Annotated in this window: 14 protein-coding genes; 4 read left to right on the forward strand and 10 right to left on the reverse strand. The window is 49.0% G+C overall.

Features of this window, described 5'->3' with window-relative positions; all coding sequences use genetic code 11:
* Window positions 1-13 precede the first annotated feature (13 nt).
* Both BMZ54_RS18570 and BMZ54_RS18575 read left to right on the forward strand, forming a co-directional pair.
* Entirely contained in the window at window positions 14-2,887 is a 2,874-nt protein-coding gene (locus tag BMZ54_RS18570; RefSeq protein ID WP_089915220.1) for a tetratricopeptide repeat protein, read from the forward strand.
* Window positions 2,888-2,896: 9 nt separating this feature from the next.
* Window positions 2,897-5,152 carry a DUF4838 domain-containing protein gene (locus BMZ54_RS18575; RefSeq protein WP_089915223.1) on the forward strand — a complete coding sequence of 752 codons (2,256 nt, stop codon included), beginning with the start codon at window positions 2,897-2,899 and terminating at the stop codon, window positions 5,150-5,152.
* Window positions 5,153-5,154: 2 nt separating this feature from the next.
* Here BMZ54_RS18575 and pstB read toward each other — a convergent pair whose 3' ends face one another.
* The 4 genes from pstB to BMZ54_RS18595 are packed head-to-tail and all read right to left on the reverse strand — an operon-like array spanning window position 5,155 to window position 8,487.
* Entirely contained in the window at window positions 5,155-5,916 is a 762-nt protein-coding gene (gene pstB / locus BMZ54_RS18580) for a phosphate ABC transporter ATP-binding protein PstB (protein ID WP_089915781.1), read from the reverse strand.
* Window positions 5,909-6,754 carry a phosphate ABC transporter permease PstA gene (pstA, locus tag BMZ54_RS18585; protein WP_089915226.1) on the reverse strand — a complete coding sequence of 282 codons (846 nt, stop codon included), beginning with the start codon at window positions 6,752-6,754 and terminating at the stop codon, window positions 5,909-5,911. The genes pstB and pstA overlap by 8 nt, the downstream gene beginning before the upstream one ends.
* On the reverse strand, window positions 6,751-7,641 hold the full coding sequence (gene pstC / locus BMZ54_RS18590) for a phosphate ABC transporter permease subunit PstC (protein WP_089915229.1): 891 nt from the start codon (window positions 7,639-7,641) through the stop codon (window positions 6,751-6,753). Before pstC ends, pstA begins: the two co-directional genes overlap by 4 nt.
* 9 nt (window positions 7,642-7,650) lie before the next feature.
* Window positions 7,651-8,487, reverse strand: coding sequence for a substrate-binding domain-containing protein (locus BMZ54_RS18595; RefSeq protein WP_089915231.1), 837 nt, complete (start codon window positions 8,485-8,487; stop codon window positions 7,651-7,653).
* Window positions 8,488-8,584: 97 nt separating this feature from the next.
* Here BMZ54_RS18595 and BMZ54_RS32960 point away from each other — a divergent pair, with 97 nt between their 5' ends.
* Window positions 8,585-8,743 (forward strand): hypothetical protein, encoded by a 159-nt coding sequence (locus BMZ54_RS32960; protein ID WP_156093019.1) that lies wholly within the window; start codon window positions 8,585-8,587, stop codon window positions 8,741-8,743.
* Between the two features lie 45 nt (window positions 8,744-8,788).
* Here the strand turns inward: BMZ54_RS32960 and BMZ54_RS18600 are convergent, their stop codons facing one another.
* A complete protein-coding gene (locus BMZ54_RS18600) occupies window positions 8,789-9,556 on the reverse strand; it encodes a phosphosulfolactate synthase (RefSeq protein ID WP_089915235.1) in 768 nt (255 codons plus the stop codon).
* Window positions 9,557-9,676: 120 nt separating this feature from the next.
* Between BMZ54_RS18600 and BMZ54_RS18605 the strand changes: the two genes are divergently transcribed.
* Complete coding sequence (locus BMZ54_RS18605) at window positions 9,677-10,486, forward strand: FkbM family methyltransferase (protein ID WP_089915783.1); 810 nt, start codon at window positions 9,677-9,679, stop codon at window positions 10,484-10,486.
* Here BMZ54_RS18605 and BMZ54_RS18610 read toward each other — a convergent pair.
* The 5 genes from BMZ54_RS18610 to BMZ54_RS18630 form a co-directional block, all read right to left on the reverse strand.
* Window positions 10,483-11,886, reverse strand: a complete 1,404-nt coding sequence (locus BMZ54_RS18610; RefSeq protein ID WP_089915238.1) for an undecaprenyl-phosphate glucose phosphotransferase — start codon at window positions 11,884-11,886, stop codon at window positions 10,483-10,485. The two genes, BMZ54_RS18605 and BMZ54_RS18610, sit on opposite strands and share 4 nt — an antisense overlap.
* 45 nt (window positions 11,887-11,931) lie before the next feature.
* Window positions 11,932-12,669, reverse strand: a complete 738-nt coding sequence (locus tag BMZ54_RS18615) for an FkbM family methyltransferase (protein ID WP_089915241.1) — start codon at window positions 12,667-12,669, stop codon at window positions 11,932-11,934.
* Window positions 12,666-13,766 (reverse strand): glycosyltransferase family 4 protein, encoded by a 1,101-nt coding sequence (locus BMZ54_RS18620; protein WP_089915244.1) that lies wholly within the window; start codon window positions 13,764-13,766, stop codon window positions 12,666-12,668. The genes BMZ54_RS18615 and BMZ54_RS18620 overlap by 4 nt, the downstream gene beginning before the upstream one ends.
* Window positions 13,767-13,807: 41 nt before the next feature.
* Complete coding sequence (locus tag BMZ54_RS18625) at window positions 13,808-15,190, reverse strand: hypothetical protein (RefSeq protein ID WP_162277601.1); 1,383 nt, start codon at window positions 15,188-15,190, stop codon at window positions 13,808-13,810.
* Window positions 15,191-15,255: 65 nt separating this feature from the next.
* Window positions 15,256-16,110, reverse strand: coding sequence for a hypothetical protein (locus BMZ54_RS18630; protein ID WP_143081062.1), 855 nt, complete (start codon window positions 16,108-16,110; stop codon window positions 15,256-15,258).
* Between the last annotated feature and the right edge of the window lie 41 nt (window positions 16,111-16,151).

Genomic DNA, 16,151 nt, shown 5'->3' on the forward strand with positions numbered 1-16,151 from the left:
CAAACTGTTATACATGCGGAGTGCTATAAAATACCTGTTACCGGTTGTGATGTTGTGCAGCTATCTGCCGGCAAAAGCTCAGCTATTTGGAAAAAAGGGAAAGGATGCAGAGGAATTGTACAATGAAGCAGTACGGCAAACCAAAGCGCAAAATTATAAGCAGGCTATAGAAATATCCAAACAGGCGCTGGCCAAACAACCGGATATGACCGACCAGCAGCTGCTGCTGGGCCGCCTGTACATGCTTATCGGGCAGAACGATCTGGCCAGGAAGTATGTAAAACAGGTGCTGGCGGCTGCCCCGCGCTACCGCGATGCTTACTTTTACGCGATCAATATAGAGCTATCTGAAAAGAAATATGAAGAGGCCTCCTGTTATGCAGATGAAGGCCTGGGTTATTTTCCCAATGACCACGACCTGATGTTAAAGAAGCTAAGCGTGCTGGATGCAGCTGCCAACTTTTACAAGGGTGATGCGTATGCCACTACCCTGCTGAATACCTACCCGGAAGATACTACGGTGCGCAATGCCTATACCGGCCACTACCTGCTTTCCGGCAACTATTTCCGGGCCAGGGGCAATACTAACCTGGCGCGCAGCAGCTATGAAAAAGCGCTGATGATGGAGCCGGATAACGAGGAAGCCAAAACCGCTATCACTAACATGTATATACGCTCCGGCAACTTTTCCCCTGCACTGGAGCAGGTAAATGCTGCGCTGGCAAGCAACCCATCGTCTTACGAGCTGCTGATGCGTAAGCTGTCACTGCTGCAGGACATGCACAATTATGCAGATGCGCTGAGCGTGCTGCAGCAGGTGCTGAAATATTATCCCAATGATGCCAAAGCCCGTGGCATGGATGTATCCCTGCGTATGGAAGCCGCAGGCTACTATGCACAAACAGACCCTTACCTGCTATATCAAAGCATACTGGAAAAAGATGCCGGTAACCGGGAAGCGCTGGATAAGGTGATTGGACTGAGCATGTCCAGGGGCGCGTACCGCGAAGCGCTGGCATGGATTAACCGGGGACTGAAACAAAACCCCAATGATCAACGCTTGCTGGGGTTAAAAATAGATGTGCTGGAAAGCGACCGCAAATTCACGGAAGCGGCAGCGCTTACCGGGCGGCTGCGGCAAAGCAACCCTTCATCTGCCGATCTGAAGAACCGCTACGTAAGCCTGAAAGTGGCCAGCGGACGGGATTACCTGGCGCAGCAGCAATATGACCTGGCCCGCTCAGAATTTGAGATGGCCCTGCAGGCGGCCCCTGCTGATACAGTGGCGCTGGATATGCTTACCAACACCTACCTGGCGCAAAAAGACCCGGCCCGTGCCTTACAGGTGCTGAACCAGGCGCTGAACACTTACCCCGACAACACCCGTTTTCTGCTAAAGAAGTCCAATATACTGGCAGATATGGGACGGTATGATGAAGCGGCAGATATCACCGCTGCGCTGCTGGCCCAATACCCTAATGATCCCAGGTACAGCGGTATGCTGGCAGAAACCCGTTTAACAGCCGGCCGCATATTAATGCAGGCAGAGGAGTATGATATGGCGCGCATACAGCTGCAGGCCGTACTGGCCCAACAGCCGGATAATGCGGATGCGCTGAACTACCTCATTAACCTGGAAAGCGCCCAGCAACGGCCGGACAGCGCTTTGCACTATGCCAACCTGGCCCTGGGATACCACCCGGACGATAAAGACCTGCTGCTGAAAAAAGCCAGCCTGCTCACAGATATGAAACGCTATGAGGAAGCCGGCGCTATTACTTATGCCTTAATGCAGCGGTATCCTTTTTCCACCAAATACCGGAACGCCTATACGGAGAACCTGCTGGCAGCCGGCGCCAGCTACCAGCGGAACAATGCACCGGACAGCGCCCTGCAGGCTTTTAGCCGGGTGCTGGCCGTAAACAGCCGGGATTCCCTGGCACTGTTATACAGCATTAACATTTTAAACGGCCGGCAGGCATATGACAGCGCGCTGCTGTATGCCGACCGGGGCATACATTACTACCCGGATAATGTGGCCTTTTTACAGAAAAGGGCCATTACCCTGGAAAATAAGAAGGAATATGCGCAGGCCGCAGCAGCAGCAGATTCTGTAGTGAAGCTGCAGGGCAGCGCCACCAATATAGACTATGCAGATTTTTTGCAAAGCAAAACACTGAAGAACCAGTTTGGCATGTTCTTCCTGCATTCCAGCTACGACTACAACGATAATAAGTACAACATTGCCACCCTGGAATACCGGCATTTTTTTAAACGGGGTTCTTATGCCGTGCGCTTGAACTACGCCGGGCGGGAACAGGGCACCGGGCTAATGGGCGAAGCGGAACTGTATTACACGCACAACAAACAGCTATACTCCTATGCACTGGCCAGCTATTCCAATGAGCTGGTATTTCCCAAAGTAAGGCTGGCTTATTCTTTATTTAAAACCTTTAAGCATGATGTGGAAGCAGAGCTGGGCTCACGTTACCTGCAGCAGGCAGATAGCGGCAATGTAATTTCCGGGGTAGCCTCATTAGGCAAAACCTTCCGGGATTTTTATGTGAACCTGCGGGCTTACTTCATCAGCGATTCGCCAGACTTTTATACTTCCTTTAACCTGACCACCCGTTATTATATGAACCACGGGCAGGACTACATTTCGTTTATAGCAGGCCTGGGCACCTCGCCGGATGACCGCAGCCGCCTGATACAGTTCCCGAAACTATCCGGCCTGCTTACACGCAGCGTGGGCGCCGGTTACCAGAAAACATTTAAGTACCGCACTACAGTGGGGTTATATGGCACCTGGATCAATCAAAAGATCAGCGATACCAATTTCCAGAACCAGTATGATATTTATGTAACACTGCAGCGCAGGTTTTAATCACATTACATGTTCAGGACTATGCTTACATGGATGCTGCTAATAACGCTATTTGGCTACACCGGTTGCCAGCCGGGCCAAATTAACCTTGTAACCAATGGCGCTTCCAAATACGTGATTGTAATACCGGAAGATGCGGGTAAGAATGATGCCCATGCCGCCAGTGTGTTACAGGATTATGTAAAACGCATATCCGGCGCCACCCTGCCCCTGATCAAAGAAAAAGCCTACCGGCAGCAGCCGGCCATTTTTATTGGTAATACCGGCGCAGGGGAAAAGTATGATACACGCCCGCTGAAAAATGAAGGGTTTTTACTAACTACCGATGTGCAGGGCAACCTGTATATAAAAGGCAGCCGGGGCAAAGGCGTGGTATACGGCGTATATACCTTACTGGAAAAATACTGCGGCTGCCGTAAATATGCCAACATACCAGCCACCGTGCCGCACAGCACTAACCTGCACCTGCCTGCACAGCTAACGGATAAACAGGAGCCTGCATTCCTTTACCGGGAAACCTACTACCCTGCTGCATTTGACAATGAATACCTGGAATGGCACCGCCTGCAGCGTTTTGAGGACCTGTGGGGCTTGTGGGGGCATTCCTTTTTTAAGCTGGTACCACCTAACACTTATTTTGCCGCGCACCCGGAGTATTATGCACTGGTAAATGGCAACCGGCAGGCTACCCAATTATGCTTAAGCAATGAAGCCGTGTTTAAGATCACCGTGGATCATTTGCGCAAAGCCATTGCTGAAAACCCGGATGCATTATATTGGTCCATTGCAGCAGAAGATGGCGGCGGCTTTTGTACCTGCGACCAATGCAGTAAGATAAACGCTGCAGAGGGCAGTACAACGGGCACGCTTATACGCTTTGTGAACAGGGTGGCGGCCACCTTCCCGGAACAACAGTTCACTACCCTGGCCTACCAGCAAACGGCCCGCCCGCCGCGGCAAACCAAACCTGCCGCTAATGTGTACATTATGCTTAGCAGCATTGATGCCTACCGGCAGGAGCCTTTAAGCAGCGCGCCTTCTGCTGCCGGCTTCCGCAAAAACCTGCAGGACTGGGGCGCGCTGACCCCCAATTTATTCGTGTGGGACTATACCACCCAATTCACCAATTACCTGGCGCCGTTCCCGGATTACAACAACCTGCAGGCTAACCTGCAATACTTTGCCGCCAATAAGGTAAAAGGCGTTTTTTCGCAAGGCAGCGCAGATACGTATAGCGATATGGCGGAGCTTAACAGCTACCTGCAGGCCAAGCTGCTATGGAACCCGGACAAACCGGCTGCGGATATTATCACCGGTTTCCTGGATGGTTATTATGGCAAGGCCGGCCCCTTTATAGCGCAGTATTTACAGGCCCTGAGCGATACCCTGCAACGCACTAAAACACCGCTGGATATTTACGGCAATCCGGCGAATAATTCTTCCAATTATCTTTCGCCTGCCGCTATTGATAAATATGCTACGTTATTAGATCATGCGGAAAAAGCCGTGGATGGGGATACCCTGCTGACCAACCGGGTACAAAATGCCCGCCTGCCGCTGGAATACACCGTACTACAACAATCCCGCTTTTTGGGTACGGAAAAACATGGTTACCTGATGCAGGATGGCAACGGGTATATTGTAAATCCGCGGTGGCCCTTACGTGTGCGGAGATTTGTAGCGCAATGCAAGAAGGCCGGTGTAACTGTGCTTGCTGAAAACGGCATTAGCCCGGATGCCTACCAGCGGGAATGGGACACGTTGTTTGCCCGGAAATGGGTGCACAGCCTGGCTTTCCGGGCGCCGGTGAAATTATTAAACCCCTATGCACCGGAATACCCTGCCAATAAAGAACAAACCCTTACCGACGGCGTAACGGGCACCAATGATTTCAGCACCAACTGGCTGTTTATTTACGGCAAAGACCTGGTAGCTACTATAGACCTGGGGGCTAACAAAACCATACAACAAATAAGCACACATTTCTTGCAGGATGCGCGGCATTATATTTTTAACCCGGTGGCGGTGATGGTGGAAAGCTCTGCTGACGGTGTGCATTTTACTTCCTTAGGGTCACAGCAGCTGGTGCAGCTGAAAGCGGAGGATTATAGTGTGCAGATCAATGATTGTAATGTACGGTTTGCGGGTGTGCAGGCGCGGTATGTAAGAATAACGGCGCGTTGCCTGCCGGTGATACCGGCCTGGCGCGGAGCGCCGGGGAATAAGCTGGCGTCAGTATGTTGTGATGAGGTGTATGTGCTGTAGGATCAACCAAAATGCCCCTGTACGTAATTGCCGGTGAGCTCATTTTGCGGATGTTCAAAGATGTTGGCGGTGGGGCCTGCTTCAATGATCTCACCCAGGTACATGAATACTGTTTTATCGGCTATACGCTGCGCCTGCTGCATGTTATGGGTAACAATTACAATGGTGTAATCTTTCTTCAGTTTCAGGATCAGCTCTTCAATTTTGGAGGTGCTTAGCGGATCCAGGGCAGAGCAGGGCTCATCCATTAAGATCACTTCCGGCCGCAGGGCCACAGCGCGGGCTATGCACAGGCGCTGCTGCTGCCCGCCGGATAAGCGGGTAGCGGGCTTTTGCAACTCGTCCTTCACTTCATCCCAGATGTAACTTTCCTTTAGCGCATTTTCAATAATGCCCTTGCGGTCGGCAGCTGGAATGTTGTTTATTTTAAGGCCATAGTTTATATTTTCATAAATGCTTTTAGGAAAGGGATTAGCTTTCTGGAACACCATGCCTATGCGCCGCCGTACCTGGGTAACGGAAAGCCCGTCTTCATACAGATTATGATCTTCCAGGCTTATTTCCCCTTCTATCCTTACATCGGGTACCAGGTCGTGCATACGGTTAAAAGTGCGCAGCAGCGTGCTTTTGCCGCAGCCGGAAGGCCCTATGAGCGCAGTGATCTCATTTTTATTAAACGCTACATTAATATTCTTTAATACCTGCTTGCTGCCAAACCAGAGGTTCAACGACTGTGCGGAAAGCTTTGTTGCTGTATCACTCATGCCGGCTATATTTATACCGCACATAAAATGCAGTAAGATTTAAAAGGAATACTACTATGATCAATACCAGGGCCGTACCGTATGCCAGCGGTCTTACCTGCTCAATGGCCTGGTGCTGGGTAGAGAGCATGTACAAATGATAAGGCAGGGCCATAAATTCCTGGTTCAGAAAACCAGCGGGATTATTAATGTAAAAAGCCACCCCAGTAAAAAGAATGGGCGCCGTTTCCCCGGCAGCCCTTGACAGGGTAAGCACTACGCCTGTTAAGATGCCTGGTAAAGCAGAGGGCAATACCACATCGCGGATAGATTCCAATTGCGTGGCGCCTATGGCCAGCGCAGCTTCGCGGGTGCTTGCGGGAATGCGGCGCAAAGCCTCTTCCGTGGTGGTGATCATATACGGTAAGGAAAGTAAGCCCAGTGTAAAACCGGCTGCCAATAAGGAGGTACCTAAATGTAATGCCTGTACGAATAATGCCAGCCCGAACAAACCATAAATGATAGAAGGCACGCCTGTAAGGTTACGGATGGCGGCACGTATGAGGCGGGTGAACCAGTTATCAGATGCATACTCATTCAGGTACACCGCGCAGCAGATGCCAAAAGGTGCTGCTACCAGCGCAGTGATGAGCGTTAGCAGCACAGTACCGGTAATAGCCGGTAATATGCCGCCCTGCGTCATGCCGGCTTTAGGCAGCGTGCTTACAAACTGCCAGGACAAAGAAGGCGCACCTTTGCTGATAATATCCCACAAAATAACCACCATAAAAAAACACACGGTACCGGTGCTGAGCAACAGCGTACCCCATTCAATCACCGGTGTTAGCTTCTTCATCATGCGGAATGATATTTTCTGTATTTGTTTACAAAATATTCTCCGATCATATTAATGATCAGCGTAACCAGGAACAACACGGCTGCAATGGCAAACAGCGCATAGTAGTGAGTGGTTTCATAAGGTACCTCGCCCATTTCAATGGCAATGGTAGCAGTGATGGTGCGTACGGAATGAAAAAAGCCTTTTGGAAAAGCAGCAGCATTACCGGTAGCCATCAATACCGTCATGGTTTCGCCAATAGCACGGCCAACGCCTAACATGACGGCGGCCAGTATACCCGGCGCTGCTGCCGGAATGGTAACCCGGATCAGGGTTTGCCATTTGGTGGCCCCTACCCCATAGCTGGCTTCCTTGTAGGTACCTGGTATGCCCTGCAACGCATCTTCCGCTACGGTGATAATAGTGGGCAGCGACATTACAGCCAGCAATATGGCGCCATTCAATGCATTTAAGCCATTGGCCTGCTGTGTTAAGCCGGCAATACCCGGCCCTAAAACAACAATTCCTAAAAAGCCGATAGCTACAGAGGGTACGGCAGCCAGCATTTCTATTAATGGCTTCAGAATATTCTTTAAGCGCTTACCGGCATACTCTGATAAAAATGCAGCCGTACCAATTCCCAGGGGAATGGCAATGGCCATGGCGCCCAGCGTAACCAGGCAGGTGCTTACCAGCAAAGGTAATATGCCGTAACGGGCCTGCCCGCCGGAAGGATTCCACTGCGTACCGGTAATAAAATCCAGCGGTTTTATTTTCAGGAAAAAGGCAATGGTATTCCACATCAGCATAAAGAAAATGCCGGCCAGTATAGCAATTACCACTATACCCGTGGCCCTGAAAACCCATTTGGCAGTACGGTCTATATTTTCCCTGAGCGCTAGTTTCATAATTAGCCATTAATTACCGGGAATAATGTAATACCCGGATTGTTGTATGATCTTTTGTCCGGCAGGGCCTTTTTCAAAATCTATAAAGGCCGATACCTTTTGCCAGGAAGCTGCCGGTATGAACTGGTATAAAGGCCGTTGAAAATAATAGCGGTGTTCCAGGATGGCTTTTTTATCCAGCGGTGAAACCGCCTGCCTGCCCTGCTTTTCCGTGATCTTCAATATTTTCACAGAGGGGTTGGCCCCGTCGTGCAGCAGGTAACCCGCACCTACATAGCCAATACCGGAAGCATCGCGCTTTACCCCTTCCATGATCTGTGCATTACCATTCATTTCCTTGGCGTCCGGGCTGAATTGTATGTTCAGTTTTTTACTGATAAAGGAGTGTGTGCCGGAGTTGCTTTGCCGGCCATAAATATTTACCGGTATATGCTGTTTGGTAACCGGCTGCCAGGTTTTATACTTACCGCTTAATACGGCGGTTAAGGTGGCTACATCTATACTATCCAGCGGAAAGCTTTTATTCACAATAAAGGCCGTAGCATCTTCCGCAAATACTACCGTGCGGATCTGAATGCCTCTTTTTTTGAACAGGCTGTCTTCTTCTGCATTCAGCGGGCGCGAGGAGTTGGCAATATCCGCCTGCCGGTTCATGAGGGAGGCAATACCCATACCGGAGCCGCCACCGGAGATGGCTACACTAAAGTTGTTGTTTACCTTATAAAAATTTTCAGCCAGGTCAACAGCAAGGTTAACTTCTGTATCTGAGCCCTTTACCCGGATGGCTTTTTGATTGTTACTGCAGGCAGTAACAGCCAGCATCGCCCAGCAAACCAGGTATTTCATAATAAATGAGCGTGATCCTTTCAAATATAACAATCCACCTGCAAGGCGTATGTTAAATGAATGTTACGTGTACTGATGAGCATGGAGTGGGTTGTTTATGAATACAGCAATCATTGTAATCGCAGGCCTGCTGGCAGTAGCATTGATCGTGTTCCTGATCATTAGAAATAAGAAGGATAAAAAGCAGCTTTTACCCCCGGAAGATGCGGAGCTGGAGCAGAAAATAGATCTGCAAAAAAATAAGGAGGGGTTGTAGGGGCAGCGCCCCGGCAGGCGATCAAACCTGCCGGACTTTTTATAACTATTCTCCTAAATAAAAATGAAAGCTATCCCCTCTCAGTCCTATGCGCATGGCTTCCAGGGGAATTACCTCATGCGGGTCAATGTTACCCAGGTTGGCATTACAGCCTATGAGCTCCAGGAAATAAAGCTGCTGGTTCTTCTGCGGCGCTTCCCAGATGATTTTTTCATGCGGAATTTTTGTGAGGATCTCCTGCACCAGCCCTTCGCGTACTTCCCCTGAATCGCGGTACAGCCCTACGGTTCCCATTTCGCGTGCTTCTGCAATTACGTATTGCGCACCGGCCTCCATTTCTGCTTTCATCAGCTCTATCCATTTATACGGCGGCGTAATATGCTGCCGGTCTTTATCTTTAGAGCCTACTTCGCTTAATACGGTGCCCAGCTTAGCCAGCTTTTCTATATACCCGCACTTTTCTGCATGCGGAATATTGATGGAACCATCGGATACCTCTATATAACTGATGCCATATTCCTTTATGGCATTCACATAATCATTATACTGGTTACGCACCAAAAAAGCTTCAAACAGCAGGCCGCCAAAGTATACGGGTATATTATACGACTGGTATGTTTTTATCTTTTCTGCCAGGTTAGGCGTTACATGTGCAGTGCCAAAGGCCAGCTTCGCTATATCCACATGCGGGGCCGCCACCGACAGGAAATCTTTGGTATCCTGCAGGCTTAAACCTTTATCAGTTACCATTGTAAGCCCGTAAGTGCGTGGCTGTGCGGTACGTCCGGGGATCTTATCCAGGTTAAAATTCATATTTTCCATGATTAATTCCATGGGCAAAGATAGGATCAAATCTCAATGAACAAAATGAACAACTTTACCCTATCCAATAATGGTATATTTAATACCTGCAATACCCTAACAATATTACCCATGAATCTCCTTGGCAGATCTTTCAAACAAGCCTATGCATACCTGTTTGCCCGGAAATTATTTTACCCCGCGCACCTGTTCCTGTATAAACTAAGCATGTCCGGTCTGGGTATCCGCAATTCTGAGAATGATTACCTGTCGGGGGAAAAAGCTTTTATCCGTTACCTTATTAACAACGGCAAGCTGAATGACGGGGTTATTCTTGATATTGGCGCCAATATAGGGCATTACTCTATTATGCTGCGCAAGCAGCAGATACGCCTGCCCCTTTTTGCTTTTGAACCGCACCCCGCAGCTTTTAAAAAGCTGGAAGCCGCTGCCCGCACCTACCGGTTCACCCCTGTGCCGCTGGGCGCCGGTGAAGTACCTGCTACTGCCGCCATTTATGATTATGCGGGCGATGGAGGATCCGAACATGCCAGCATTTACAAAGAAGTTATAGAGCAGTTGCATGAAGGACAGGCAGAGGAAAAACATATTACCCTTACCACTATTGATGATTTTATAGCCGGTAACCAGCTCTCCAAAATTGCGTTACTGAAAATTGATACCGAAGGGCATGAGCTGGGTGTATTAAAAGGCGCTCAAACAGCCATTGAGCGTGGCCTGATAGCGGCCGTGCAAATAGAGTTCAATGAAATGAATGTAATATCCCGCACTTTTTTCAGGGATATTGTAGCCGTGCTGCCTGGTTATGACTTTTACCGCTTATTGCCGGATGGTTTAAAACCCCTGGGGAAATACAATGTTACCCAGTATGAAATATTTGCCTTCCAGAACATTGTGGCGCTGCGCAAAAGCGCCCGTTAATACGCCTGCTTATCTCCCTTGATAATATTCATGCAGGTTTGCAGAATGATCTGGCAATCCAGCCAGCAGCTGTAATTTTCAATATACCACAGGTCCAGGTCTACCCGCTTTTGCATTTGGCCGGGCAGGCGGGTTTCGCCCCGGCAGCCATTTACCTGGGCCCAGCCCGTAATACCCGGCTTTACCAGGTGGCGCAGCATATAACGCTGTATGGTTTGCTTGGATTCCATGTGCAAAGGTATAGCATGCGGCCGGGGGCCTACCAGCGTCATATCACCCCGCAGTACGTTAATGAACTGCGGCAGCTCATCCAGGCTGCTTTTACGCAGGAACTTACCAATGGGGGTGATGCGTTTATCATTGGGGGTGGCCTGTAAAAAACGTCCGCTCGCATCCACCATATCACAATCCCGCACCATGGAGCGGAACTTGTAACAGGTTATTTTCCGGTTCTTTAATCCCCATCTTTCCTGCTTATACAATACCGGCCCTTTGGAGGTGAGCTTAATAAGCAGGGCAATAATGGGGAACAACCAGCTAAACATGGAAATAAAAAGCAGTATGCTGATGGTAACATCCAGAAACCGTTTCAGGCGCTGCCTGGCAGGATCATCCAGCGGGGAGGAACGGATGGTTAACAAAGGCAGGTTACCGCAAAGGTGCATGCTGGCGGTAGTAGTGCAGTAGTTATAACAGTCTGCAATGATCCGTACCCGTTTGGCTTCCTGCTCACTCATTACAATGATCTGGTGCAGCTGCTCATTTAAACCGCCGGGCATGGCTACCACCACATCGTCAATATCATGCTCTTCCAGGATCCTTTTCAGGTCCGGCAGGGTGCCCAGGAACTGCCCGTTGAGGTGCGTATTGGTTTGCTCATCTACAAAACCTACACAACGGTAACCAAAATGCTCATTATCCAGGATGGTCTTGTAAAAGTTCATCCCCATATCGCCAGTGCCTACGATCAGTACATTCTTTGTATTATAACCCATGATCTGTAAGCGCAGCAGGGATTTTTTAACGATGTATTTGACAATAGCGATCCCTGAAAAAACAAGCAGGTTATACAACAGCGTAAAGGTGCGGGGATATGGATAATATTTAAAAAAGTAAAAGAACAGGAAGGTAAGTAAACACGCATGTATCAGCACCGTTTTAAGAATAGCTACCAGCTCAATGGAAAAGGGACGCGTACGGAAGTCGTCATATAAATGTACTGAAATACCGATGATAGTCCATGCCATTAAGCTGATGCCCAGCAGCAGCCAGTTAAAGGAGGAAAAGAATACATCGCCCTGGCCGGCTATATACCGACGCGTGCACAGGAAAAACAACGTCAGCACCACATAATCGATCAGCAGCCTTATATAATAACTAACATCTGTATTCCATTTCATAAAACACTTATTTGGGGGTAGAAATTGAGGTCAGCGGAATAGCAACTATCTTTTTCTTTTGTATAACAAGTCCATCTGGAGGATCTGCAGCTTATCTGATTGTAAAAATCCCACCGGGGCAATAAACTCGAACCCAAGGTCTTTTACGAAATTATGCATCTCATCAAACAGGGGCTCCCCTTCATACATCTGTACAAAGGATGATTCAAATAACAGGTAATCAATATTACGCAGGCTGTTCACAGCGCCTTTCAGCACTTCCTTTTCATATCCCTGCACATCCATCTTTAATAATGCGGGCGATAACAGCCGGATATCCGGCAGCAGCTCATCCAGGCGTTTAACCGGTACCGTTATCTGGTCTGTGTCAGCGGTTTGGGGCATCATATCTTTTTGCAGTCCCGACACCTGTAAGGCAGAGCTGGCGTGGGAATAAGCATTGCGGTAAAACTCCAGGCAGCCGCTGGAGCTGCCCAATGCCAGGTTATAGGCATGTACCCCGGCCAGCTTGCGGGTATTATGCTGTAATACCAGGAACACTTCCGGCAATGGCTCAAATGAGTGGATAACGGCCCGGGGATAATAATGATTGGCGGCCATGGTAAACTGCCCTTTATTGGCGCCTACATCTATAATTACTTTCAGGTCAGGGATGTAATGCCGGCAGTTATGCAGGATCTGTGTGGAGGCTACGGAAGCGCCTTTTTCCAGCAGCGAAGAAATTCCCCGGCCTGCGGTCAGATACACTTTTGCGGTATCGGCAATTTTAAATAGGAGGTTCATTTTGAGAATTTATAATTCCAACAATCTTGATAGAAAGAGATAGTTTCCTGTACGCTTTTTTCCCAGGTAAATTTTTGTACCTGCTGTAACCCTACCCTGGTAAGCCTTTGCCGGTAGGGTTGATTTTCCAGTGCCGTGATCTTTTCTGCAAAGGCCAGAGGATCCGGCTGATCGACCAGCAGGCCGGCGGGCCCCACCACTTCCGGCATGGAAGTGCGGTTGGTGGTTACCACGGGGCAGCCTGCTTTTAACGCTTCGCCCGGCGGAAAGCCGAAGCCTTCATAAATGGAAGTATACAACAGGCAGAATGCATAGTTGTACAGCACATTCAGGTCTGCAGCGCTTACATTTTCAAAAATGTGATAACGGCCTGCTATTTCCTGCAAAGCCATCATTTCATCCCGGCTCCATTGCTCCCCGCCAACGATCACCAGCTTATAAGCCTCCGGCAGCTGTTTGAGGGCCTTTACGGCTATACCAAAATTCTTATAGTTCCTGCGCGCGCCCACATACAATATATAGGGCTGTTGCAGGTTAAAGGGCAGGGTAAAGAATGGCGGAATGTTTTTATCCAGTGGGTAAAAATCATTGGCTATACCATGATACACCACCTTTACCTTTTCCGGGTTTACAAAGGGATAAAAATGCAGCAGCTCCTGCCGGGTGCTTTCAGAGATGCAGATAATACCATCTGCCCGGCGGATGCCGTATGCCTTTTGCATAATGTTGGTTAAGCCCCTGGGGAATTTTGTAGCCAGCTTACGCTCATGCGCAAGATCATGAACGGTTAAAATGTTCAGGATATTCTTTTGGGGCGATACGCGCAGGTACCCTCCATGGAAAATGGAGGTTGCCGGTAACCGGCAGCGGATGGGCATGTAGCGCAGGTATTTGAAGGGAAGCCTGCTTTCCTTCAGGCATGCAAAACGGCTGTAATCCAGCCTGCGTTCAAAAATGTTTGCAGAGCTGCGCTGCGTATTCAGCAGGTTCACAGACAAGCCGCTGTTAAAAATACCCTTCAGCAGCTCATACCAGTAAACGGATACGCCACCTGCTTTTTGAATAGAGAATACAATGTTATCCAAGTACACCTGCATAACGGGAACCGGTTAATAGGATATGATAAAAAGGCCTGTGCTTAACGCCCCCAGGCTAAGCGTATATCTTTTTCGTATAGCGGCTCTTGTGCAGGCGCTGTCCCATAAGCGCTTAACATGGCTACTATGATCATGATCAGATCTATCTGGCTAAAGAAAAAACAGACTGCTACAAAGGCAAAATAGCTGCGCTGGAAAAGCAATACACCGCTGCCAACGCGGGTAAGCACCAGGAAGAAAAAGATGAGCGCTACCCCGCCAAATTCAGCCAGTATAAAGAACCAGCGCATATTCAGGTTATGCCCGCCTACGCCTGCTACCCGGAATTCATAGAGCGGCTGCCCGAAAAAATAAGAAGGCGGGATAAAGGTGCTGTTGCCGGCCCCGTAGCCTGATAACAGCAGGTAGGGCTCATCACGCAGGAAATCCACCACCGGTAATTCCATATCCCGCTGCAGCGGCATGCCCAGTACAATATTGTTCTTCTGCCATATTTCATTATCGTAACGGTAGGCCGACCTTTCAAAAAGCGCTTTATATACCGGGTCGTTACGATTGGCCATATAATGTTTGAGCAGGTAATCTTTTGAAGCGGCCACCATCATAAAAATGCCGATGATAAGGCCCAGTGTGCACAATACTTTAAGCCGTACCCCATTAAGCCGGCCGAATATTACAAATACCACCCCTGCTACCAGCAGGTTAATATAAAAGGTTTGGGAAGCGGTAAGAATGCCTACCACAAAGGCGGCGCCCGCAACCTTATATTCTTTGTCCTTTAACAAAATGGGGATGGCCAGGGATAAAAATGCGCTGAATACTTTTGGCTCGCCAAACCAGGCCTGTACCCGTAAACCCAGGGGGCCGCTGATCTGCTCTGCCAGGTAACGGCTTTGCAGGCCCAGTATTTCACTTAACGCCACATTCTGGAAAGTAAGCTGTATAAAGATCTGGATACCCGCTATGCACAGGGAGATCTTTGTAATGCGTTTCATGGTTTCGCGGAACGCATCCCATGATAAAGGAGTTCTTTCCTGTACTATTCTGCTGCCGATCGCAAACAGCGGCAGGTAGGTTTTAATGTAGAAATAAAGCGGCTTGGTATAAAAAGCATAATACCTGCCACCGGGATAATTAAAAGGATCCTTGTACAGCTGCGTGATCAGGAATACCGTTATATGCGATAACAACGGCAGTAATAACAGCAGCAAATATTCCCTGCGAATGTGCTGCCCGCCGGTAAACAGCCGGTGCGCCTGTTCAATAAAAATAAACGTGCTAACAAAAAAGGTAGCGGTGAATGTGGGACCTATGGCCAGTATGGTGTAAGCTTCGGAAGCAAAGGCATACAACAGGGTATCTATAATAGAGATACGCTGTTTGTAATACAGATACAACAGCACCGCTGCAATGACCAAAGGCATGGTTTCCCGGAAACATTCCACGAAGAAACTACTGCTTTGTAACCTGCTATAAATGCCCTGCATGATTATGAAATGCGTTTGTATAATCCATACAATAATGTATTACCCTTCACTATCTTCTTAATACGGATGGTAAGCCGGTTGGTATAGAATACCTTGCTGGCCGTGTAATGATCGGCCTCCGCATCTATTACCAGCGCCTGCGGGTGTATGATATCTGTAACTGCACCATACACCATTTTCCGGAACCAGCCCGGAATGCGTTTGGTGTGCGTAGCCTCTTTCCCATACCCGATATTCCTTACCAGGGAGGTATTAGGTGTAATGGCCATGCCGTGGTTAAACCATACGGACATAAACCATTGTATATCCCAGGTATCTGACTTTTTATTGCGCATGTTTTCCACCTCCGACAACAGCCAGCGGTTAAGCCCATGTAAAGGGGCATGCCGGTAAGCCTGTAATGTAAAATCATAATGCTGCCAGGCCCTCCGCCAGCTGGCCCATCCCCATACGTGGGAGTAACGGGAAAAATAGTAGGATGCATTACCCCGCTGTATACCTGCCTGGAAATTGCTGCCATTGATATGCATAATACTGCTGTTGTTACGGTACCGCTGCAGCATGGCGGTACAGAATGTAAAAAAGGTAGGATCCGGCAGGCAATCATCTTCCAGTATAATCCCTTCCTCTACCTGGCTAAAGAACCAGTCAATAGCGCTGCTCACATTTTTTCCGCAACCCAGGTTGGTGGGGCGGAACAAGGTTTGCAGCTCGCAGGGCCAGTCTATAGCTGCCAGCAGCCGGTCACGTGTTTCCATGCACAGCGCGTCCTCTCCCGGTTTACCCGCACGGGGGCCATCTGCCGCTATGAACAAACGCTGCGGCCGTTGCAGCCTTATCTGCTCAAACACTTTCATAGTTTGCAGGGGACGGTTAAATACAAGTAACAGAATGGGGG

This window comes from Chitinophaga rupis, assembly GCF_900109685.1.
GTDB lineage: Bacteria > Bacteroidota > Bacteroidia > Chitinophagales > Chitinophagaceae > Chitinophaga > Chitinophaga rupis.

Excerpts from the sequence above, each read along its gene's own strand:
- BMZ54_RS32960 (WP_156093019.1), top strand. The coding sequence starts at position 8,585 with ATGAATACAGCAATCATTGTAATCGCAGGCCTGCTGGCAGTAGCATTG.
- BMZ54_RS18595 (WP_089915231.1), bottom strand. The coding sequence starts at position 8,487 with ATGAAATACCTGGTTTGCTGGGCGATGCTGGCTGTTACTGCCTGCAGT.
- pstA (WP_089915226.1), bottom strand. The coding sequence starts at position 6,754 with ATGATGAAGAAGCTAACACCGGTGATTGAATGGGGTACGCTGTTGCTC.
- BMZ54_RS18570 (WP_089915220.1), top strand. The coding sequence starts at position 14 with ATGCGGAGTGCTATAAAATACCTGTTACCGGTTGTGATGTTGTGCAGC.
- BMZ54_RS18615 (WP_089915241.1), bottom strand. The coding sequence starts at position 12,669 with ATGAACCTCCTATTTAAAATTGCCGATACCGCAAAAGTGTATCTGACC.
- BMZ54_RS18600 (WP_089915235.1), bottom strand. The coding sequence starts at position 9,556 with ATGAATTTTAACCTGGATAAGATCCCCGGACGTACCGCACAGCCACGC.
- pstB (WP_089915781.1), bottom strand. The coding sequence starts at position 5,916 with ATGAGTGATACAGCAACAAAGCTTTCCGCACAGTCGTTGAACCTCTGG.
- BMZ54_RS18610 (WP_089915238.1), bottom strand. The coding sequence starts at position 11,886 with ATGAAATGGAATACAGATGTTAGTTATTATATAAGGCTGCTGATCGAT.
- BMZ54_RS18620 (WP_089915244.1), bottom strand. The coding sequence starts at position 13,766 with ATGCAGGTGTACTTGGATAACATTGTATTCTCTATTCAAAAAGCAGGT.
- BMZ54_RS18630 (WP_143081062.1), bottom strand. The coding sequence starts at position 16,110 with ATGAAAGTGTTTGAGCAGATAAGGCTGCAACGGCCGCAGCGTTTGTTC.
- BMZ54_RS18575 (WP_089915223.1), top strand. The coding sequence starts at position 2,897 with ATGTTCAGGACTATGCTTACATGGATGCTGCTAATAACGCTATTTGGC.
- BMZ54_RS18605 (WP_089915783.1), top strand. The coding sequence starts at position 9,677 with ATGAATCTCCTTGGCAGATCTTTCAAACAAGCCTATGCATACCTGTTT.
- pstC (WP_089915229.1), bottom strand. The coding sequence starts at position 7,641 with ATGAAACTAGCGCTCAGGGAAAATATAGACCGTACTGCCAAATGGGTT.
- BMZ54_RS18625 (WP_162277601.1), bottom strand. The coding sequence starts at position 15,190 with ATGCCTTTGGTCATTGCAGCGGTGCTGTTGTATCTGTATTACAAACAG.